Source organism: Pseudomonas sp. NFACC41-3 (assembly GCF_900109505.1).
GTDB lineage: Bacteria > Pseudomonadota > Gammaproteobacteria > Pseudomonadales > Pseudomonadaceae > Aquipseudomonas > Aquipseudomonas chlororaphis.
Window position 1 is genome coordinate 366,648 of sequence record NZ_FOAE01000006.1, and the last position, 20,580, is coordinate 387,227.

Annotated in this window: 19 protein-coding genes; 6 read left to right on the plus strand and 13 right to left on the minus strand. The window is 62.4% G+C overall.

Features of this window, described 5'->3' with window-relative positions; genetic code table 11:
• Window positions 1-10: 10 nt before the first annotated feature.
• Genes ubiB through ubiE form a run of 3 tightly spaced genes read right to left on the minus strand, consistent with a single transcriptional unit; the run spans window position 11 to window position 3,005 of the window.
• Window positions 11-1,615 (minus strand): ubiquinone biosynthesis regulatory protein kinase UbiB, encoded by a 1,605-nt coding sequence (gene ubiB, locus BMY68_RS26240; protein WP_009041806.1) that lies wholly within the window; start codon window positions 1,613-1,615, stop codon window positions 11-13.
• Window positions 1,612-2,235 (minus strand): ubiquinone biosynthesis accessory factor UbiJ, encoded by a 624-nt coding sequence (locus BMY68_RS26245; protein ID WP_009041807.1) that lies wholly within the window; start codon window positions 2,233-2,235, stop codon window positions 1,612-1,614. The genes ubiB and BMY68_RS26245 overlap by 4 nt, the downstream gene beginning before the upstream one ends.
• The gene (ubiE, locus tag BMY68_RS26250; protein WP_009041808.1) at window positions 2,235-3,005 is read right to left on the minus strand and encodes a bifunctional demethylmenaquinone methyltransferase/2-methoxy-6-polyprenyl-1,4-benzoquinol methylase UbiE; all 771 of its coding nucleotides are present in this window, start codon (window positions 3,003-3,005) and stop codon (window positions 2,235-2,237) included. Before ubiE ends, BMY68_RS26245 begins: the two co-directional genes overlap by 1 nt.
• A 155-nt stretch (window positions 3,006-3,160) precedes the next feature.
• On the opposite strand from ubiE, the gene BMY68_RS26255 reads away from it, so the two are divergent.
• The 3 genes from BMY68_RS26255 to BMY68_RS26265 all read left to right on the plus strand — a co-directional run bounded on the left by BMY68_RS26255 (window position 3,161) and on the right by BMY68_RS26265 (window position 4,892).
• The gene (locus BMY68_RS26255) at window positions 3,161-3,436 is read left to right on the plus strand and encodes a polyhydroxyalkanoic acid system family protein (protein ID WP_007925878.1); all 276 of its coding nucleotides are present in this window, start codon (window positions 3,161-3,163) and stop codon (window positions 3,434-3,436) included.
• 207 nt (window positions 3,437-3,643) lie between these two features.
• Window positions 3,644-4,066: a phasin family protein gene (locus BMY68_RS26260; protein ID WP_009041809.1), complete on the plus strand. Its 423-nt coding sequence runs from the start codon at window positions 3,644-3,646 to the stop codon at window positions 4,064-4,066.
• A 10-nt stretch (window positions 4,067-4,076) separates the two neighbouring features.
• A complete protein-coding gene (locus tag BMY68_RS26265) occupies window positions 4,077-4,892 on the plus strand; it encodes a phasin family protein (RefSeq protein WP_085533507.1) in 816 nt (271 codons plus the stop codon).
• 75 nt (window positions 4,893-4,967) lie between these two features.
• On the opposite strand, the gene BMY68_RS26270 is transcribed toward BMY68_RS26265, so the two are convergent.
• The 10 genes from BMY68_RS26270 to BMY68_RS26315 all read right to left on the minus strand — a co-directional run bounded on the left by BMY68_RS26270 (window position 4,968) and on the right by BMY68_RS26315 (window position 17,791).
• Window positions 4,968-5,588, minus strand: a complete 621-nt coding sequence (locus BMY68_RS26270) for a TetR/AcrR family transcriptional regulator (protein WP_009041811.1) — start codon at window positions 5,586-5,588, stop codon at window positions 4,968-4,970.
• A 57-nt stretch (window positions 5,589-5,645) separates the two neighbouring features.
• Window positions 5,646-7,328, minus strand: a complete 1,683-nt coding sequence (gene phaC, locus BMY68_RS26275) for a class II poly(R)-hydroxyalkanoic acid synthase (protein ID WP_009041812.1) — start codon at window positions 7,326-7,328, stop codon at window positions 5,646-5,648.
• 108 nt (window positions 7,329-7,436) lie between these two features.
• Window positions 7,437-8,294, minus strand: coding sequence for a poly(3-hydroxyalkanoate) depolymerase (gene phaZ / locus BMY68_RS26280; protein WP_007925872.1), 858 nt, complete (start codon window positions 8,292-8,294; stop codon window positions 7,437-7,439).
• Between the two features lie 96 nt (window positions 8,295-8,390).
• On the minus strand, window positions 8,391-10,070 hold the full coding sequence (gene phaC, locus BMY68_RS26285; RefSeq protein ID WP_085533509.1) for a class II poly(R)-hydroxyalkanoic acid synthase: 1,680 nt from the start codon (window positions 10,068-10,070) through the stop codon (window positions 8,391-8,393).
• A 258-nt stretch (window positions 10,071-10,328) separates the two neighbouring features.
• Window positions 10,329-10,709 (minus strand): gamma-butyrobetaine hydroxylase family protein, encoded by a 381-nt coding sequence (locus tag BMY68_RS26290; RefSeq protein ID WP_009041814.1) that lies wholly within the window; start codon window positions 10,707-10,709, stop codon window positions 10,329-10,331.
• Between the two features lie 75 nt (window positions 10,710-10,784).
• Window positions 10,785-12,125, minus strand: a complete 1,341-nt coding sequence (hslU, locus tag BMY68_RS26295) for an ATP-dependent protease ATPase subunit HslU (protein WP_085533510.1) — start codon at window positions 12,123-12,125, stop codon at window positions 10,785-10,787.
• A 57-nt stretch (window positions 12,126-12,182) separates the two neighbouring features.
• Window positions 12,183-12,713 carry an ATP-dependent protease subunit HslV gene (gene hslV / locus BMY68_RS26300; RefSeq protein WP_007925866.1) on the minus strand — a complete coding sequence of 177 codons (531 nt, stop codon included), beginning with the start codon at window positions 12,711-12,713 and terminating at the stop codon, window positions 12,183-12,185.
• A gap of 211 nt (window positions 12,714-12,924) precedes the next feature.
• The gene (locus BMY68_RS26305; RefSeq protein ID WP_007925864.1) at window positions 12,925-13,644 is read right to left on the minus strand and encodes an SPOR domain-containing protein; all 720 of its coding nucleotides are present in this window, start codon (window positions 13,642-13,644) and stop codon (window positions 12,925-12,927) included.
• 1 nt (window position 13,645) lies between these two features.
• Window positions 13,646-15,382, minus strand: a complete 1,737-nt coding sequence (gene argS / locus BMY68_RS26310; RefSeq protein WP_085533512.1) for an arginine--tRNA ligase — start codon at window positions 15,380-15,382, stop codon at window positions 13,646-13,648.
• Between the two features lie 189 nt (window positions 15,383-15,571).
• Window positions 15,572-17,791 (minus strand): primosomal protein N', encoded by a 2,220-nt coding sequence (locus BMY68_RS26315; protein WP_085533514.1) that lies wholly within the window; start codon window positions 17,789-17,791, stop codon window positions 15,572-15,574.
• A gap of 169 nt (window positions 17,792-17,960) precedes the next feature.
• Here BMY68_RS26315 and rpmE point away from each other — a divergent pair, with 169 nt between their 5' ends.
• The 3 genes from rpmE (at window position 17,961) to BMY68_RS26330 (ending at window position 20,456) form a co-directional block, all read left to right on the plus strand.
• Entirely contained in the window at window positions 17,961-18,179 is a 219-nt protein-coding gene (rpmE, locus tag BMY68_RS26320) for a 50S ribosomal protein L31 (RefSeq protein WP_007925855.1), read from the plus strand.
• Window positions 18,180-18,220: 41 nt separating this feature from the next.
• Window positions 18,221-19,003: a thermonuclease family protein gene (locus tag BMY68_RS26325; protein ID WP_085533516.1), complete on the plus strand. Its 783-nt coding sequence runs from the start codon at window positions 18,221-18,223 to the stop codon at window positions 19,001-19,003.
• 184 nt (window positions 19,004-19,187) lie between these two features.
• On the plus strand, window positions 19,188-20,456 hold the full coding sequence (locus BMY68_RS26330) for a malic enzyme-like NAD(P)-binding protein (RefSeq protein ID WP_085533518.1): 1,269 nt from the start codon (window positions 19,188-19,190) through the stop codon (window positions 20,454-20,456).
• Window positions 20,457-20,580 lie beyond the last annotated feature (124 nt).

Here is a 20,580-nt window from a genome sequence, read left to right on the forward strand (position 1 = left end):
GCCCGGCTGGCTATCGGCGCACGACCAGATACAAGCCCACGGCAATCATGATTCCAGCCGGCCAGTGACCCAGCCCGTTCAGCGGTCCGCCGGCCGCGAGGATCGCCCCACCGCCCAGGTGCGCCGCGCCGAGAAGGCGCAGGAACCAGTCGTCCTTGCGCCGTTTCCAGGGAGGAGAAGGGTCCTGGGCATGGGGCTGGGACATGCGTTCGAGCAAGTCGCGGGTCATGTTGGCCAGGTGCGGCAGTTGCTCGACCTGGCTGTGCAGGTTGCCCAGCAAGGCTTTCGGGCTGACGCGCTCGCGCATCCAGCGTTCGAGGAACGGCTGGGCGGTGTTCCACAGGTCCAGCTCCGGGTACAGCTGGCGGCCCAGGCCTTCGATGTTCAGCAGGGTCTTTTGCAGCAGCACCAGCTGCGGCTGCACTTCCATGTTGAAGCGGCGAGCGGTCTGGAACAGGCGCATCAGCACCTGGCCGAAGGAAATATCCTTTAACGGTTTTTCGAAGATCGGCTCGCACACGGTACGGATCGCCGCTTCGAATTCGTTGAGTTTGGTCTCTGCCGGCACCCAGCCCGAATCGATGTGCAACTGCGCCACGCGCCGGTAATCGCGCTTGAAGAACGCGAACAGGTTGCGGGCCAGGTAGTCCTGGTCTTCCGGAGTCAGGCTGCCGACGATGCCGCAGTCGATGGCAATGTACTGCGGGCTCCAGGGCTGCACGGTGCTGACGAAGATGTTGCCCGGGTGCATGTCGGCGTGGAAGAAACTGTCGCGGAACACCTGGGTGAAGAATATCTCCACGCCGCGCTCGGCGAGCATTTTCATGTCGGTGCGCTGGTCGGCGAGGGTGGCCAGGTCGGTCACCTGGATCCCGTAGATGCGTTCCATGACCAGCACTTTCGGCCGGCACCAGTCCCAGTAGACCTGCGGCACGTAGAGCAGTGGCGAGCCTTCGAAGTTACGCTTGAGCTGGCTGGCGTTGGCCGCTTCGCGCAACAGGTCGAGTTCGTCGTAGATGGTCTTTTCGTAGTCGCTGACCACGTCCACCGGGTGCAACAGGCGGGCGTCGGCCGAGACCTTCTCGGCGGCGCGGGCGAGGATGAACAGCCAGGCCAGATCCTGCGCGATGACTGGCTTGAGGCCTGGGCGGATGACCTTGACCACCACCTCTTCGCCGCTCTTGAGCTGGGCGGCATGGACTTGCGCCACCGAGGCGGAGGCCAGGGGCTCGATATCGAAGCGGCTGAACACCTCGCTGATTTTCTTGCCCAGTTGCTCCTCGATCAGCGCCACCGACTTCTTCGAGTCGAAGGGCGGTACGCGGTCCTGCAGCAGCATCAGCTCGTCGGCGATGTCTTCGGGCAGCAGGTCGCGGCGGGTCGAGAGAATCTGCCCGAACTTGATGAAGATCGGTCCCAGGTCCTGCAAGGCCAGGCGCAGGCGTGCGCCGCGGCTCAGTTCCAGTGGCTTGCGCGGGAACCAGCGCCAGGGCAAGGCGTAGCGCAGCGCCAGGAGGAACCAGGGCAGTGGCAGGGCGAACAGCAGGTCATCGAGGCGGTAGCGGATCACGACGCGCTGGATGCGCAACAAACGGCGGACGGCAAGCAGCTTCATGCGTTATCGCTTGGGTCAAGGGATCGGGAAAGGCGCTCGAAGCGCGCCTCGAGACGTTCCAGGTCGAGCTTGACCCGGTCCAGTTCGCTGAAACGGGCTTCGGCTTCGCGCTGGCCCACCAGGGTGCGCGACTCTTCGGCCAGGTATTCGGCAAGGTTCTGGTTCAGGCTGGCGAAACCCTGGCGGTACCAGCGCGCGCGGCTACGGATATGGCCGCTGAACAGCTGGGTGGCCACCGGGCCGAGCCAACGCGAGAGTTCGTATTCCCAGTCCAGCTCCAGGTCCTGGAGGACGGCCGCCAGTTCCAGCAGCACGCCGCTGTCGCCTTCCAGCTCGACCTCGGGACCGTGCAGCACCGCGGTCTTGTCCTGGCTCAGGGCCAGGCGCACCAGGCTCGAGGCCGGCGCCCGCAGGGTGCAGTCGGCGTCGGCGGCCCAATGCGCAGCGAGGGTCAGGCCCTCGTCGCCGGGAATGACGAACAACTGCACGCTCGGGCTGCGGCAATCGACGGCGATGACCTTGCCGTTCAAAGGCTGCAAGCGTGGCAAAGCCGTGCTGTCGAGACGCAGTACACGGTTGAGGCCGTGTTCGACGCTGGCGAGCAGGCCGCTGAACAACATCAGGGTTTGATGCCGCGGTGCAGGGCGACGATGCCCGCGGTCATGTTGTGGTAGGTCACGCGATCGAAACCGGCCTCGATCATCATCGACTTCAGGGTTTCCTGATTCGGGTGCATGCGGATCGATTCGGCCAGGTAGCGATAGCTTTCCGAGTCGTTGGTGATCAGCTTGCCGGCCAGTGGCATGAAGGCGAACGAGTAGGCGTCGTAGACCTTGGACATCAGGGCGTTGGTCGGCTTGGAGAATTCCAGCACCAGCAGGCGGCCACCGGGCTTGAGTACCCGCAGCATCGAGCGCAGGGCATCTTCCTTGTGGGTCACGTTGCGCAGGCCGAAGGCGATGGTCACGACGTCGAAATGGTTGTCCGGGAACGGCAGTTTTTCCGCGTCGGCCTGAACGAACTCGATGTTGCCGGCCACGCCCTTGTCGAGCAGGCGGTCGCGACCGACCTTGAGCATGGAGGCGTTGATGTCGGCCAGCACCACCTGGCCGGTAGGGCCCACCAGATGGGAGAACTTGCGGGTCAGGTCACCGGTGCCGCCGGCGATGTCCAGCACGCGATTGCCGGGGCGAACGCCGGACAATTCGATCGTGAAGCGTTTCCACAGGCGATGCATGCCACCGGACAGTACGTCGTTCATCAGGTCGTACTTGGCGGCTACCGAGTGGAACACCTCAGCGACTTTTTCCGCCTTCTGGCTTTCCGGAACGTTTTTGAAGCCGAAGTGAGTGGTGGGTTCGGCATCGCTGCCTTTGCGCTGATCAGTCATATCGCTGTCACCAAAAGAGAATGCGGGACATTCTAATCCCGGTGGCGGTCTTTGTCTTGGCAAGGCTGAATGTAAGATAGTGAAGCGCCGGGGCGTTTTGACGCAGCGCAGCTCAAGACGCTCAAGGCAAGTCCCGATAAATCAGGAGTCATTCAATGGCCCGTATAAGTGTTGAGCGTGCCCACGGCCTGGGTAAGGAGGCAGCCCGCGAAAAGGCTGACCAGTTGGCGCAGAAACTGGCCGATCAGTATGGCCTGGAGCCGCAATGGTCGGGCGATACCCTGAACCTCAAGCGTTCGGGGGTCAAAGGTGCGGTGCAGGTGGGCGACGATTCGATCAGGGTCGATGTCGAGCTGGGCCTGTTGATGTCCGCCATGAGCGGCATGATCAAGTCGGAAATCGAAAAGGCGCTGGATAAAGCCCTGGTCTGAGGCGCTTTCGCGGAAGTCGGCTTGCCGGCGATTTCGGGTGTTGTCATGACGCCTGGGAAAGCATCGCTGGCGAGCTGGTTTCTCCAATAATCGTCCACTCTTTTATGACATTGGTTAGGGTGCCGATTCTAATTTTTCTCACTACTTTGTGCCTGAGCCCACTTTCCTGCGGGCAGTTCCTCAAACCTTCTGCGCGTGAGGTGCACTATGGCCAAAGTAATTCTGAAGAAAAAAGTTGATGCCGCATCAACCACTCTGAGTGAAGTCAAATCCTATGCCCGCAAGATCTGGCTGGCAGGCCTGGGTGCCTACACCAAGGTTGGCCAGGAGGGCAGCGAGTACTTTCAAGAGCTCGTCAAAGCCGGTCAAACTATTGAAAAGAAAGGCAAAAAAGTTGTGACTGAACAACTTGAGGCCGCCAACAGTCAGATTGATAGCGTGAAGGGGGATGTCACCAGTCTCAGAGGCAAAGTCGAAGTGCAGCTGGATAAAGTCGAGAGGGCTTTTGACACGCGCGTCGCAAGTGCCTTGAATCGCATCGGCATTCCGTCTAAACATGACGTTGAGACACTCTCTGCTAAGCTCGATGAGCTGACGGCATTGCTCGAACGTGTCGCGCGTAAACATTAAGGAGAACGGGATGGCTGGTAAAAAGAATACTGAAAAAGAAGGCAGCTCGTGGATCGGGAAGGTCGAAGACTACTCCCGTAAAATCTGGCTTGCTGGTTTAGGCGTGTACTCGAAAATCGACACTGACGGCAGCAAGCTTTTCGAGTCGCTGGTCAAGGATGGCGAGAAAGCCGAGAAGCTCACCAAAAGCGCTGTCGGCAAGAAAGTCGACGCCGCCAAGGACTCCGCGAGCTCGGCAAAATCGCGCATCAGTGGCGTCAAGGACCGCGCGCTGGGCAAGTGGGACGAGCTGGAAGGTGCATTCGACAAGCGCTTGAACAGTGCCATTTCGCGTCTGGGCGTGCCTAGCCGCAATGAAGTCAAGGCGCTGCACAGCAAGGTCGACACCCTGACCAAACAGATCGAAAAACTCACAGGCGCCAAGGTGGCTCCGATCGCGGCCAAGACGGCAGCGGCCAAACCGGCAGCCAAGCCTCTGGCTAAAGCAGCGGCCAAGGCTCCGGCCAAGGCAGCAGCCAAGCCTGCCGCGAAACCGGCAGCCAAAACTGCGGCGGCCAAGCCGGCTGCAAAACCTGCCGCCAAGCCGGTAGCCGCCAAGCCAGCGGCAAAACCTGCTGCCAAACCAGCGGCCAAGCCCGCCGCGAAACCGGCAGCGAAAAAACCAGCAGTGAAGAAACCGGCAGCACCCAAGGCCGCTGCACCGAAGCCTGCGGTTGCCGCCAAGCCGGCAGCACCGGTCAGCCCTGCGAACTCCGCAGTGGCGCCAACCCCTGCCGTCACCCCGACTGCCGCGCCAGCACCCGCGACGCCAACCAGTCAGTCCTGAGTTTTTCGGGGCATACAAAAACGCCCGGCCTGCAAAGGTCGGGCGTTTTTGTTCGTGGGGCTCTTGCGGCACCGGTCAATCGTGCTCGTCGAGGTAGCGCAGGGCCATCTGCTCGGTGGCCAGTTTCGCCGGTGGCAGCAAGTGCGGCGCCACCAGCATCATGATCTGGTAGACCACCACCCGTACCTCGCCCTCGCGATCGAGAATGCGCTGATAGTCCAGCGAGAACAGCAGGGTCATGGTGATCTGTTCCACCAGTTGCCCCAGTGCCTGGGTATCGCTGACCAGTTGGCCCGAAGCCTTGAGCCTGGCCAGCAGCGAGGCCAGGGTGCGCTTCAGGGCGTTGAGCAGGTTGCGAATTCCCTTGGCCAGCTTCGGCAGGCGTCCGGCCAGGTTGGACAGGTCCTGGAACAGGAAGCGGTAGTGCGCCAGGCGCTCGACGATCAGGTGCAGGAACAGCCAGTAGTCTTCGGGAGCCAGGTGCACATCGGCGGGCGGATCGAGCAGGGGCGCCAGCTCATTCTGAAAGCGCTCGAACAACCCGAGGACCAGCGGCTCCTTGCCGTGAAAGTGGTAGTAGAGGTTGCCGGGGCTGATCCCCATTTCGTTGGCAACTTCCATGGTCGAGACATTGGGTTCGCCCTTGTGATTGAACAGTTGCAGGGCGCATTCGAGTATCCGGTCGCGGGTTTTCATCCAGTCTTCTTGGTTGTTCAGTCAGGCCGCGACCCTAGGGCCGCGGCGCGGGGAAATTCAGCGGACGCGCACGTAGGTGCCAGGCGCCGCCTCCATCGGTGGGTAATTCTGGTTACCCAGGGTCATCAGGGTTTCGCGCTGGGCGCCGGAACGCTGCTGGATCCACTCCAGCCATTGCGTCCACCAACTGCCGTCGACGTGCTTGGCGTCGTAGTACCAGGCCCGCGGGTCGCTGCTGAGCTTGCCGTTTTCGACGTAGTTGGCCTTGGGGTTGCTCGGCGGGTTGAGGATGCTCTGTACATGCCCGCTGTTGGACAGCACGAAGCGCTTGTCGCCGCCCAGCAGCAGGGTTGAGCGATACACCGCATCCCAGGGAGTGATGTGGTCGTTGATGCCGGCGACGCTGAAGCTGTCGACCGTGACCTTTTGCAGGTCGATTGGCGTGCCGCACACTTCCAGGCCCCCGGGATGAGTCATCGGGTTGTGCTTAAAGAAATCCAGCAGATCGCCATGAAAGGCAGCCGGCAGCCGGGTGTTGTCGTTGTTCCAGTAGAGGATGTCGAACGCGGGCGGCTCCTTGCCCAGCAAGTAGTTGTTGACCCAGTAATTCCAGATCAGGTCGTTGGGCCGCATCCAGGCGAACACCTTGGCCATGTCACGACCGTCAAGCACACCGCGTTGATAGGAGCGGCGCTTGGCTGCCTCCAGGGTCTGTTCGTCGGCGAACAGGGTCGCCGGGCTGTCCAGCTGGCTATCCAGCAGGCTGACCAGGTAGGTGGAGCTGGCGACCCGGCGCAGTTGTCGCTTGGCTTGCAGGTGGCCTTGCAGGGCGGCAATGGTCAGGCCGCCGGCACAGGCACCCATCAGGTTCACGTCACGACTGCCGGTGATCGCCCGGCAGGCATTCATGGCTTCCTCCACGGCCTCGACATAGCTCGACAGGCCCCATTCACGATGCCGGACATCGGGGTTGCGCCAACTGATCATGAAGGTCTGCAGGCCGTTTTTCAGGGCGAACTGCACGAAGCTGTTGGTGGGGCTGAGGTCGAAGATATAGAACTTGTTGATCTGCGGCGGCACTACCAGCAGGGGCCGGGCGTACTGTTTTTCGCTCATCGGCTTGTACTGGATCAGTTCCAGCAGCTCGTTGCGAAACACCACCGAACCGGGAGTGGTGGCCAGGCTCCTGCCGACCTCGAAGGCCTGTTTGGTGACCTGGCTGGGCAGGCCGTTGTTATGCAGCAGGTCGTCGACCAGATGACTGATGCCGCGGATCACGCTGTTGCCGCCGGAGTTGAAGATTTCCTTGATCGCCAGCGGATTGAGCAGGGTGTTGGACGGGGCCACCGCATCGTTGAGCAAGTTGAAGGCAAAGTGCGCGCGGGCCCGGTCGTCCGCGCTCATGCCGCTGTCGTCGATCCAGCTTTTGATCTGTTTCTGCCAGCTGAGATAGGCCTGCAGGCCGCGTCGGTAAAACGGGTTCAGGCTCCAGGTCGGATCGGAGAAGCGGTTGTCCTGGGGGTTGGGTTTGTGCAGTGTTTCGCCCAGCAGTACACGGCCCAATTGGCCACCTAGCGCCAAGGCATGGCGCGCGCTGTGCACCGGGTTACGCAGGCCGTAAGTGGCCACGCTGCGCAGAGTCGACAACAAGTCACGGCCACGCAGGCCGGTGATGGCACTCTGGGCAGTGATGTAAGTGGCGGGCGTGGGCAACGAGCCCGCCGTTGGTTTGTCTCGCATGCTTCAACACTCCTTCGTCAAGCCATCAACAAGCACACCAAGACAAACACCATAGTCGGTCCTGAACCATCCTGCGCGCGCGACGATCCTGTCGGCAGACGCTTTTTGCTACGTACCGCTGAACGGCGTCGGATGCGGGTGCATCACTGCCCGTTGTCGTTCCTCCTCGAGGAATTTCATGATGATCGGCGCCACGGCCTCAGCCCGGGTAATCAGGAACAGATGCCCGTCGTCGATGATGTGTAGCTGGGCATTGGGAATGCGCCACGCCAGCATGCGCATGTTGATCAGCGGGATCAGCGGGTCGTCGTCGCCGGCCAGCACCAGGGTCGGCTGATGGATCTTGTGCAGCCAGTGGATGCTGGTCCAGCCGAGGCCGGCGAACAATTGCCAGTAGTAGCCCAGCTTGCCCGCCGAGCGGACCTTGCTGGCATGTTCGGCGGCGAGGTTGGGATCACGGCGGAACGAGCCGCCGTAGATCAGGGGGGCGATGCGGATCACATGGGAGGGCTGGATGTAGCGCCGTGGGCTGGCCATCATCCACAGCACCTTGGGTTTGCCCGGCACCATGAAGGCGCCCGCGGCGGTGGCGGCCAGCACCAGTTTCTTGCAGCGTTCGGGGTAGTCGTAGGCGAACTGCTGGGCCAGTGCCCCGCCCCAGGACACCCCGACCACATTGACCTGCCCATAGTCGAGGTAATCGAGCATGCGCGCGGTCAGCTTGGCCAGGCCGGGAAACCGGTAGGGGCGGCTCGGCGTCGAGGAGCCACCCACGCCCGGTACGTCGAAGGCGATGACTTCCAGGTCCGGGTCCAGAGCCTGGACGAATGGAAACACCAGCTCCAGGTTGGCGCCGATACCATTGAAGATCAGCAAGGGTGTCAAGTGAGGCTTGCCTGGGCGTACCGCGGTGCGGATGGTCTGGCCATCCAGGTCGACGGTGCGAAAGATGAACGGTTGAGGCATGCCTTGGCCCTGTTGGTGGAATCGTTGCCTGTAGGGGGGAGTCGCTTGCGCAGCAGCATGCTCGCAAGCGGCTCGATCCTACAGGCTTGCTATCGGTTAACGTTCATGGACATAAGTACCCGGCGCCGCCTCGGCCGCTGGATACGCCTTGTTGCCGAGAATGCTCGGCGTCTTTTTCAGTTTGCCCGAACGCTCCGCCTGCCAGGCCTGCCAGTGCAGCCACCAGGAGTCGGTGTGCTTGGTCGAGTTTTCCTGCCAGGCGTCGGCGCTGGGCGGCATCTCTTCGCTGGTCATGTAGCGCGACTTGGGGTTGCCCGGCGGATTCAGGATGCTCTGGATATGCCCGCTGCTGGAGAGGACGAATTCGACCTTGCCGCCGAACAGCTGGGCCGACTTGTAGCAGGACTTCCACGGGGTGATGTGGTCGTTGGTGCCGGCCAGGGAGAAGATGTCGGTGGTGACCTGCTTCAGGTCGATCGGCGTGCCGCACACTTCCAGTGCATTGGGGCGGATCAGCGGATTGTTTTTGAACATTTCGATCAGGTCGCCGTGGAAGGCCGCGGGCAACCGGGTGGTGTCGTTGTTCCAGAACAGGATGTCGAACACCGGCGGCTCGTTGCCCAGCAGGTAGTTGTTCACCCAGTAGTTCCAGATCAAGTCGTTGGGCCGCATCCAGGCGAAGACCTTGGCCATGTCGCGGCCCTCCAGCACGCCGGCCTGGTAGGAGTGACGCTTGGCGGCCTCCAGGGTCTGCTCGTCGACGAACAGCGCCACCTGGGTATCGAGGGTGGTATCGAGCACGCTGACCAGCAGGGTCAGGGCATTGACCTTCTTCTCGCCCAAGGCTGCGTAGTGCCCCAGCAGCGCGGTGCAGGTGATGCCGCCGGAGCAGGCACCGAGCATGTTCACGTCCTTGCTGCCGGTAATGGCGGTGACCACATCGACCGCTTCTTTCAGCGCTTCGATGTAGGTCGACAGGCCCCACTCGCGCTGCGCCTTGGTCGGGTTGCGCCAACTGACGATAAAGGTCTGCACGCCATTGCGCAGGCAGAAGCGCGCCAGGCTCTTGTCCGGGCTGAGGTCGAAGATATAGAACTTGTTGATCTGTGGCGGGACCACCAGCAGCGGGCGCTCGTGCACCTGTTCGGTCACCGGGCGGTACTGGATCAGTTCCAGCACGTCGTTGCGAAACACCACTGCGCCTTCACTGGTGCCCAGGTTCTTGCCGATCTCGAAGGCGTCCATGTTGACCTGGCTCGGCATGCCGCCGTTGTGCACCAGGTCCTTGGCCAGATGGGAGAGGCCATCGAGCAGGCTTTTACCGCCAGTTTCGAAGAAGCGTTTGACTGCCGCGGGGTTGGCGGCGGTGTTGGTCGGCGCCATGGCTTCGGTCATCAGGTTGATGACGAAGTGGCCGCGACTGATGTCCTGTTCGGAGAGGTTGCTCTGGCCGATCCAGTCGTGAAGCTCCTTGCGCCACGCCAGGTAGGTTTGCAGATAACGCTTGTACAGTGGGTTCTGGCTCCAGGCCGGATCGTTGAAGCGACGGTCATCGCTCTCCGGCTGCAGCGTCGATTTTCCGAATATCACGTTCTTCAATTCGACGCCGAAATGGGCCACATGTTTGGCGCTGTGCAGCGGTTGTCTGATGGCCTGGGTCAGCACCATACGAGCAGAGGTAAGCAGATCTTTCCGACGTAAACCGATGACAGGATTCAGGCCCAGAGTGTTTTCCGAGGCTTGGCGTTTCAGGTCATCGTTATTCTTGTTACTCATCTACGACGCTCCATTGTCCTGAGACGAGTACCGGACCTGCTGTGTAGTCACACAGCAAAAATGCCAGGTACTACTGCTCGGGTGACCGTTGATTCTGCATTACTGCTTTTTTGTTCAGAGAACACTGCAGGGAACTTGCCAGCTCCATTGGTTACCCGAGTTTAATTTTTTTCGCAAGCAGGCCAATCGTTGGCCATGCAGCCCAGCATTCAAACAGATGAATCTAGAAAATGCCCTCTAAAGCTTCAGAGGTCTGATCTAGAGCATCAGCTTGACGATAGACTCATTTGGATCGCGGGACTTTCCGGCTGCTTGAAGTTCGGCAAGATAATCCTTCCACAGATCGTCCTGACGCACCGCCAACTGGTACAGGTAGTCCCAGGTGAACAGGCCGCTGTCATGCCCGTCGTCGAAGGTCAATTTCAGTGCGTACTGACCGGCCGGTTCGACCTTGGTCAGGCCGACGCCGATCTTGCCAAATTGCAGGATGGGTTTGCCGTGGCCCTGGACCTCGGCGGAGGGGGAGTGCACCCGCAGGAATTCGGCGGGCAGGTGGTAGACCTCGTCTGGCGCGTAGGTCAGCGTCAGGGTCTTCGAGGCTTTGTGCAGGTTGATGGCGGTGGGAAGTCGAGTGGTCATGGGGCAGCCTGCGGTCCGTCTGTACAAGGAATCCCCGCGACAGCGAGCTTGCTCGCTGTCGCGGGAACGTGCTCGTTACAGGATATAACGGGACAGGTCTTCGTTCTGCGCCAATTCGCCCAGGTGGCTGTTGACGTAGGCGGCGTCGATGCGGATCGGCTCTTCGTTGTGGGCGCTGGCCAGGTCGCCGGCGCTGAACGACACCTCTTCGAGCAAGCGCTCGAGCAGGGTGTGCAGGCGACGGGCGCCGATGTTCTCGGTCTTCTCGTTGACCTGCCAGGCGATCTCCGCCAGGCGCTTGATACCGTCCGCCTGGAACTCGATGACCAAACCTTCGGTTTTCAGCAACTCGCGATATTGCTCGGTCAGGGAGGCGTGAGGCTCGCTGAGAATCCGCTCGAAGTCTTCCGGCGACAGCGCCTTGAGCTCGACGCGGATCGGCAGGCGGCCTTGCAGCTCGGGCACCAGGTCACTTGGCTTGCTCAGGTGGAACGCGCCGGAAGCGATGAACAGGATATGGTCGGTCTTGACCATGCCCAGCTTGGTGTTGACGGTGCAGCCCTCGATCAGCGGCAGCAGGTCGCGCTGGACGCCTTCGCGAGAGACGTCGACGCCACCGGAGTTACCGCGCTTGGCAACCTTGTCGATTTCGTCGATGAACACGATGCCGTGCTGTTCGACCGCTTCCAGGGCCTTGGCCTTGAGTTCTTCATCGTTGACCAGGCGGCTGGCTTCTTCGTCGCGGATCAGCTTGAGCGCGTCCTTGATCTTGAGCTTGCGGTTCTTGCGCTGGCCCTTGCCCATGTTGGCGAAGAGGCTCTGCAGCTGGTTGGTCATCTCTTCCATGCCCGGTGGCGCGGAAATGTCGACGCCGCTGACTTCAGCCACTTCGATCTCGATTTCCTTGTCGTCCAGCTGGCCTTCGCGCAAGCGCTTGCGGAACAGCTGGCGGGTGTTGGAGTCCTGGGCCGGGGCGGCGTCCTCGTTGCTGAAGCCCATGCGCGCCGGCGGCAGCAGGGCATCGAGGATGCGTTCTTCGGCGGCATCTTCGGCGCGGTGGCGCACGCGGGTCATTTCCTGTTCGCGGAACAGTTTGATCGCGGCATCGGCCAGGTCGCGGATGATCGATTCAACGTCGCGGCCGACATAACCGACTTCGGTGAACTTGGTCGCTTCGACCTTGATGAACGGAGCGTTGGCCAGCTTGGCCAGGCGCCGGGCGATCTCGGTCTTGCCGACGCCGGTCGGGCCGATCATCAGGATGTTCTTCGGGGTCACTTCGGCACGCAGCTCTTCAGGCAGCTGCATGCGGCGCCAGCGGTTACGCAGCGCGATGGCGACGGCGCGCTTGGCATCGTCCTGGCCGATGATATGGCGGTTGAGTTCGTGGACGATTTCGCGGGGGGTCATGGGCATAGTAATTGGCGGTCCTCAAGCAAGAATGAATGCCGTGGCGCGATGGCCGAAACAGGCTTATTCCGCGAGATCCTGCTCCTCAATGGTCTGGGTGTGGTTGGTGAATACGCAGATGTCGCCGGCGATGCCCAAGGCGGTTTCGACGATTTCGCGGGCCGACAGGTCGGTTTTCTTCAGCAGGGCGCTGGCCGCGGCCTGGGCGTAGGCGCCGCCGGAGCCCATGGCGATCAGGCCGTCTTCCGGCTCGACCACGTCACCGTTGCCGGTGATGATCAAGGAGGCGTCCTTGTTGGCGACCGCGAGCATGGCTTCGAGGCGGCTGAGGGAGCGATCGGTACGCCATTCCTTGGCCAGTTCGACGGCGGCGCGTACCAGATGCCCCTGATGCTTCTCAAGCTGGCCTTCGAAGCGTTCGAACAGGGTGAAGGCGTCAGCGGTGGCCCCGGCAAAGCCGGCGATGACCTGGCCGTGATACAGGCGGCGAACCTTTTTCGCGTTGCCTTTCATCACGGTGTTGCCGAGGGAAACCTGGCCGTCGCCGCCCATGACGACTTTGCCGAAGCGGCGGACTGAAACGATGGTGGTCAAGGGGAGAGTCTCCACGCTGCGGGGCGAAAATGCCCTGATGGGAACTCATATGGGGGTGACGTGGGGTTTTTCAACTGCGCTGGGGGTTGTGGGACGAGCGGTCTTTGCTGCTGGGGGAGGCGGTGTCAATGAGGACGTCATCGCGAGCAAGCTCGCTCCTACAGGTTTGACGCAGGCCTTGTAGGAGCGATCTTGCTCGCGATCGGTCGTCTTAGCGGCTCTGGCGCTGTTGTAACAGCAGGTTGCTGAAGCCGGCGCCGGCCAGTTGCTTCTGCGCGGTGGTCAGCTGTTCGCGGTTGCTGAACGGGCCGACCAGTACGCGGTACCAGGTCTCGTCCTTGACGGTGCCGGACTCGACGGACACCGATTGCCCCAGCAGGATGATCTGCGCGCGGACCTTGTCGGCATCGGTCTGCTTGCGGAACGAACCGGCCTGCAGGAAGAATCGGGTCACCGGCGCGGCCTTCGCCACCTGCGCCACCGGTGGTGCGGGCGGCGGGGTGATGCCGGCCAGGGCTGCCTGGGCCCGCGCGGTGTCGATCTTCGCCGCTTCCGCCGGGGTCACCGGCGTGGTCGGAACCACCGGCGCGGTCTGCGGCGTCGGCAGGGTTTTTTCCGGCACCGCTTCCGGCGGCACTATCACTTCCGATTCCGGCAGCAGGGTGTAGAAGTCGTACTTCGGCTTCACCGGTTGCTGCGGGCTCGGCGGGGTCTTGTTGGCCTCGGCGATCTTGGTGGTTTTCTGTTGCTCCAGCCGCTCGCGCTTGACGCTGTCACCGCCCTTGCCCGGCTCGAGCTTCATCAGGAACACGATGAAGGCGCCCACGGCCAGGCCGATGGCCATCCACAACCAACCCGGGATCGGTTGCTTCGCAGGAGCTTGGTAACGGCTGGCGCCACGCTTGGGTGCAGGTTTTTTCTTGGCAGCCAACTTACATTTGCTCCAGAACTTTCAGGCCCAGCAACTCCAGACCTTGCTTGAGGGTACGACGGGTCAGCTCGGTGAGGCGCAAGCGACTCTGCATCTGCGTCGGCGATTCGGCACTGAGGATCGGGCAGTTCTCGTAGAAGCTGGAGAACAGCCCGGCCACGTCGTAAAGGTAAGTGCACAGGATGTGCGGCGTACCCTTGTCGGCCACGTTGTTCAGCACTTCGCCGAACTGCGCCAGCTTGGCCGCCAGCTCCAGCTCATGGGCGGCTTCGAGGGTGATCTGGCCCTGCACTTCGCTGAAGTCCTTGCCCAGCTTGCGGAACACACCGGCGGCGCGGGTGTAGGCGTACAGCAGGTAAGGCGCGGTGTTGCCTTCGAAGTTCAGCATCAGGTCGAAGTTGAAGCTGTAGTCGCTGGTGCGGTGCTTGGACAGGTCGGCGTATTTCACCGAGTCGATGCCCACCACCTTGGCGATGTTGCGCAGATCGGCCTCGGCCAGCTCCGGGTTCTTTTCCTTGACCAGGCTGTAGGCGCGCTCTTCGGCTTCGGTCAGCAGGTCGATCAGCTTCACGGTGCCGCCGTCGCGGGTCTTGAACGGACGGCCGTCGGCGCCGTTCATGGTGCCGAAGCCCATATGCTCCATGTCCATCGGGTGGGTCACGAAGCCGGCCTTGCGGGCCACCGCGAACACTTGCTGGAAGTGCAGGGCCTGGCGCTGGTCGACGAAGTACAGCGCGCGGTCGGCCTTGAGCTTGCCGCTGCGGTAGCGCACGGCGGCCAGGTCGGTGGTGGCGTACAGGTAGCCGCCGTCGGCCTTGACGATGATCACCGGCAGCGGCTCGCCTTCGGCGTTCTTGAACTCGTCGAGGAACACGCACTGGGCGCCGTTGCTCTCGACCAGCATGCCCTTGGCCTTGAGGTCGTTGACCACGTTGATCAGGTCGTCGTTGTAGGCGCTTTCGCCCATCACGTCGGCCATGGTCAGTTTGACGTTCAGCAGTTCGTAGATCTTCTGGCAGTGGGACAGGGAGATGTCCTTGAACTTGGTCCACAGTTCCAGGCAGTCCGCGTCACCGGCCTGCAGCTTGACCACCAGGCCGCGGGCACGGTCGGCGAACTCTTCGGATTCGTCGAAGCGCTGCTTGGCGGCGCGGTAGAAGTTTTCCAGGTCCGACAGCTCGTCGCTGTTGATCGGGTTTTCCTGCAGGTAGGCCATCAGCATGCCGAACTGGGTACCCCAGTCGCCCACATGGTTCTGGCGGATCACGGTATCGCCGAGAAACTCCAGGACCCGCGCCACACCGTCGCCAATGATGGTCGAGCGCAGGTGGCCGACGTGCATCTCTTTGGCCAGGTTCGGTGCCGACAGGTCGACCACGGTGCGCTGCAACGCGCCGGCTTTGCGCACGCCGAGGTGGGCGTCGGCGAGGGCGGCATCCAGGCGGGTGGCCAGGGCCTGGGTGTTCTGGAAGAAGTTGATGAAGCCGGGGCCGGCGATCTCGGCCTTGCTGACCTGTTCGTCGGCGGGCAGGGCGGCGATGATTTTTTCCGCCAGGTCGCGTGGTTTCATGCCGGCCGGCTTGGCCAGCATCATGGCGATGTTGCTGGCGAAGTCGCCGTGGGTCTTGTCGCGGGAGTTTTCTACCTGGATCGCCGGCGTCAGGCCTTCTGGCAACACACCTTCGGTGACGAGTTGGGTGATGGCTTGCTGGATGAGCTGGCGAATGGTGTCTTTCATGGTCTTCTCTTTCAACCGCTGGCGCGGCGGCGCTTCGATGCGCAGGTGGAAAAACTGGGCATTATCCGTTGCGAAGACGGGCTTGCCAACTATAGCGGGCCGCTTGTGGATATGCGGTGGCTATTCGGGCCACATCGCGGGCAAGCCTCGCTTACAGAGGTGTGCTTGCCTGAGATGGCCGTTCTTCTATCAATACAGGTCCACAGGGTCAACATCCAGCGACCAGCGTACCTGGCGCCCGCTGGGCATCTGTTCCAGCACCAGCAGCCAGTGACTCAACAGCTTGTGCAGCGGCGCCCGCGCATTGGCCTGTAACAGCAGTTGCGCGCGGTAACGCCCGGCGCGGCGCTCCATGGGCGCCGGTACCGGCCCCAGCAATTCGATACCGCCCAGGTTCATCTCGGCCAGCAAGCGTTCGGCCTCGCTGCAGGCTTCGTCGAGGAAGCCTTCGGCCTGTCCCGGCTTGTGCGCCTCGGCGCGCAGCAGCGCCAGATGGGCGAACGGCGGCAGGCCAGCGGCGCGGCGTTCGCTCAAGGCCTGTTCGGCAAAAGCGAAGTAACCCTGCTCGGTCAATTGCACCAGCAGCGGATGGTCGGCCAGGTGGGTCTGGATGATCACCTTGCCCGGCTCTTCGGCCCGCCCGGCCCGCCCGGCGACCTGGACGATCAGTTGCGCCATGCGTTCGCTGGCGCGGAAGTCGCCGGAGAACAGGCCGCCGTCGGCATCGAGGATCGAGACCAGGGTCACCCGCGGGAAGTGGTGCCCCTTGGCGAGCATCTGGGTGCCCACGAGGATGCAGGGCTGGCCCTTCTGGATAGTGGCGAACAACTGGTTCATCGCGTCCTTGCGCGAGGTGCTGTCGCGATCGACCCGCAGCACCGGGTAGTCCGGGAACAGGATTGCCAGCCGCTCTTCGGCGCGCTCGGTGCCGGCGCCGACCGGGCGCAGGTCGACCTTGCCGCATTTCGGGCAATGCCGCGGCACGCGCTCGGAGTGACCGCAGTGGTGGCAGCGCAGCTCGCCGTAGCGCTGGTGCACGGTCATCCGCGCGTCGCAGCGTTCGCACTCGGACATCCAGCCGCAGTCGTGGCACAGCAGGGTCGGCGCAAAACCACGACGATTGAGGAACACCAGCACCTGCTGGCCTGCCGCCAGGGTCTGGCCGATGGCTTGTTGCATGGGGCCGGAAATGCCACTGTCCAGCGGCCGGCTCTTCACATCCAGGCGCAGGAAGCGCGGCTGCTTGGCGCCGCCGGCCCGCTCGTTCAGCCGCAACAGGCCATAACGGCCGGTGTAGGCGTTGTGCAGGCTTTCCATCGACGGGGTGGCGGAGCCCAGCACGATGGGGATGTTTTCCTGGCGGGCGCGGACCAGGGCCAGGTCGCGGGCGTGGTAGCGCAGGCCTTCCTGCTGTTTATAGGAGCCGTCGTGCTCTTCATCGATGATGATCAGCCCGGGGTTCTTCATCGGCGTGAACAGTGCCGAGCGGGTGCCGATAATAATGTCGGCCTCGCCGTCGCGGGCCGCCAGCCAGGCATCCAGGCGCTCGCGGTCGTTGACCGCCGAGTGCAGCAGGGCGATGCGGGCGTTGAAACGTTGTTCGAAGCGCGCCAGGGTCTGCGGGCCGAGGTTGATTTCCGGGATCAGCACCAGCGCCTGCTTGCCGGCTTCCAGGGTTTCGCGGATCAGCTGCAGATAGACTTCGGTCTTGCCGCTGCCGGTGACCCCGGCCAGCAGGAAGGCGTGATAGCTGTCGAAGCCGGAGCGGATGGCCTCATAGGCGGCGCGCTGTTCGCTGTTGAGCGGCAGTTCCGGCTGGGCCAGCCAATGTTCGTGGCGTTCGCCCGGGGCGTGCCGGCGGACTTCCACCTGCACCAGATCCTTGGCCAGCAACAGGTCCAGGCTGTCTTTGCTCAGCATCAGCTTGCTCAGTAACTGGTGGGCGACACCGTGAGGATGCTGGGCCAGGGTCGCCAGAGCTTCGCGCTGGCGTGGGGCGCGGGCGATGCGTGGATCGTCGAGACTGGCGCCGGGGCTGACCGACCAGAAGCGTTCCTGCCGGGCCTCGGCCGGCTCGCCCTGGCGCAGCAGGACCGGCAGCGCCCAGCTCAGGGTGTCGCCGAGGCTGTGCTGGTAGTACTGCGCGGTCCACAGGCACAGCTTGAACAGCGCGGGCGGCAGCGGCGGGGTGGCGTCCAGCAGGGCCAGTGCCGGTTTGAGTTTCTCGGCCGGGACTTCGCTGCTGTCCGTGACCTCGACCAGGATGCCGATCATTTCCCGGCGACCGAACGGCACTCGCAGGCGCATGCCCGGATGCAGCTGGGTGCGCAGTACGCCGGCAGGGGCCCGGTAATCGAACAGGCGGCGCAGGGGGGAGGGCAGGGCGAGGCGCAAAATGGCGTCGGGCACGCGGGGAAATCTCATTGAACGGGCGGTGAAGAAGGCCCGGAGCCTAGCAGACGGTCGGTGCAAGGGACAGCTTGCGTGATCGCAAAGGTCTGGTAGAATCCGCGGCCTAATTACGTGCGGTATTCAACAATAGTGTTGGGTGGCGGCACGCTAGCCTGAGGAAGACACCATGAAAGCCGATATCCATCCAGAATACCCAGCAGTTGCCGTAACCTGCAGCTGCGGCAACAAGTTCGAAACTCGTTCGACCTTCGCTAAGCCGCTGGCGATCGACGTTTGCAACGAATGCCACCCGTTCTACACCGGTAAGCAGAAGACTCTGGATACCGGCGGCCGCGTTCAGAAGTTCGCCGACCGTTTCGGCGCTTTCGGCGCGAAAAAGGCCTAAGGCTGATCGGTCTGGAAAGCTGTTTCAGCTTCTCCTCGCTGATGAAAAAGGCGTCCCTTGCGGGCGCCTTTTTTGTGTCCGCGATTTGGCTCTCCAGCGCCCAGGCGTTCTGCCCGGCGCCGGTCGGGCTGGCCTCTGTGCAGGTCCAGCGGGTGGTCGATGGCGACACCTTGCGTCTCGTCGATGGCCGCAGTGTGCGCATGATCGGCCTCAATGCGCCGGAACTGGGTAAGAAAGGCCGCACCGACGAGCCCTTCGCGGTTGCCGCCCGCCAGCGCCTGCAGGCGTTGGTGAAGGCCAGCAACGGTCGGGTCGGCCTGCTTCCCGGTCGGGAAAGCAGGGATCACTATGGGCGGACCCTGGCCCATGTCTATGGTGCCGATGGCGCCAACCTTGAGGCGCAATTGCTTGCCGAAGGCCTGGGCTACCAGGTGGCGGTTGCGCCGAACGTCGATTTGTTCAGCTGTCAGCAAGCCGCCGAGCGTAGCGCCCGGCAGGCCCGGCTGGGGCTGTGGCGGCAATCGTCTGTACTGAAAGCGGATCAGATAAAGGCCTCCGGATTTGCGCTGCTCAGTGGTCGGGTGAGCAAGGTGCAACGCAATCGGGGCGGTGTCTGGATCGAATTGCAGGATTCGGTTGTATTGCGCATTGCACCCAATCTGCTTGGCCAATTCGATGGCGTGCAGCTGGATCGCCTACCGGGGCAGCAGATCGAGGCGCGCGGCTGGGTGCTCGATCGTTCACGCAAGGGTGGCTTGAAATCGGGTCAGGCGCGCTGGATGTTGCCGTTGACCCATCCCGGAATGTTCCAGCTGGTTCAATAAATAAAAAATTGTAGACATTTTTTATTTCGATTGTGAACAGTCTATCCCTTGTGTTCCGTGGCTCTTGGCCCAAAGTCGTAGCCTGCGGGCCTTGACAGGGGTGACTGGTCAGTCTTGTAGGGACTTTGCGACACGCGTATCCTCGGCGGTCCGTCTGTCCAACAGTAAAAAGCGGAATGCCCACATGTCTGATTTGAAAACTGCCGCTCTCGAATATCACGCCAATCCCCGTCCAGGGAAACTGAGTGTCGAGCTCACCAAGGCCACCGCTACCGCTCGCGACCTGTCGCTGGCCTACAGCCCCGGCGTAGCCGAACCAGTACGCGAAATCGCCCGCGATCCTGAGCTGGCCTACAAATACACCGGCAAGGGCAACCTGGTTGCAGTCATTTCCGATGGCACCGCGATTCTCGGCCTGGGTAACCTCGGCCCGCTGGCCTCCAAGCCGGTGATGGAAGGCAAGGGCGTGCTGTTCAAGCGCTTCGCCGGCATCGACGTATTCGACATCGAAGTCGACTCCGAAAGCCCGCAAGCCTTCATCGACACCGTCAAGCGCATCTCCATCACCTTCGGTGGCATCAACCTGGAAGACATCAAGGCGCCAGAGTGCTTCGAGATCGAGCGCGCCCTGATCGAGCAGTGCGACATTCCGGTATTCCACGATGACCAGCACGGCACCGCTATCGTGACCGCAGCCGGCATGATCAACGCCCTGGAAATCGCTGGCAAAACCCTGCCGGACGCGAAGATCGTCTGCCTGGGCGCTGGCGCCGCCGCCATCTCCTGCATGAAGCTGCTGGTGAGCATGGGCGCCCAGATCGAAAACATCTTCATGGTCGACCGTACCGGCGTGATCCACTCCGAGCGCGACGACCTGAACCAGTACAAGGCGGTCTTCGCCCATACGACCGACAAGCGCACCCTGGCTGACGCCCTCAAAGGTGCCGACGTGTTCGTTGGCCTGTCCGGCCCGAACCTGCTGAGCGCCGAAGGCCTGAGCTCCATGGCTGCCAACCCGATCGTGTTCGCCTGCTCGAACCCTGATCCGGAAATCGCCCCGGAACTGGCGCACGCCACCCGCAACGACGTGATCATGGCCACCGGCCGTTCGGACTACCCGAACCAGGTCAACAACGTGCTGGGCTTCCCGTTCATCTTCCGTGGTGCCCTGGACGTTCGCGCCAAGCGCATCAACGAAGAAATGAAAGTGGCCGCGGCCAACGCCCTGCGCGAACTGGCCAAGCTGCCGGTGCCTCAGGAAGTGTGCGACGCCTACGGCGGCATCAAGCTGGAATTCGGTCGTGAGTACATCATTCCGAAACCAATGGATGCCCGTCTGATCACCGTGATCTCCGATGCCGTGGCCAAGGCCGCGATCGAGACCGGCGTGGCGACCCTGCCGTATCCGAAGAACTACCCGCTCAAAAGCGTGGATGACGTGTTCAACGGCTAAGTCGAAGACGTGTTGAAAAAAAGCCCCGGCTCGCGAGAGTCGGGGCTTTTTTGTGGGTGTCGTTTTGGATCGGGGGGAGATCCGTGGCGGCTTTGTCGCGGGTAGACCTCGTTCCAGTGGAGAG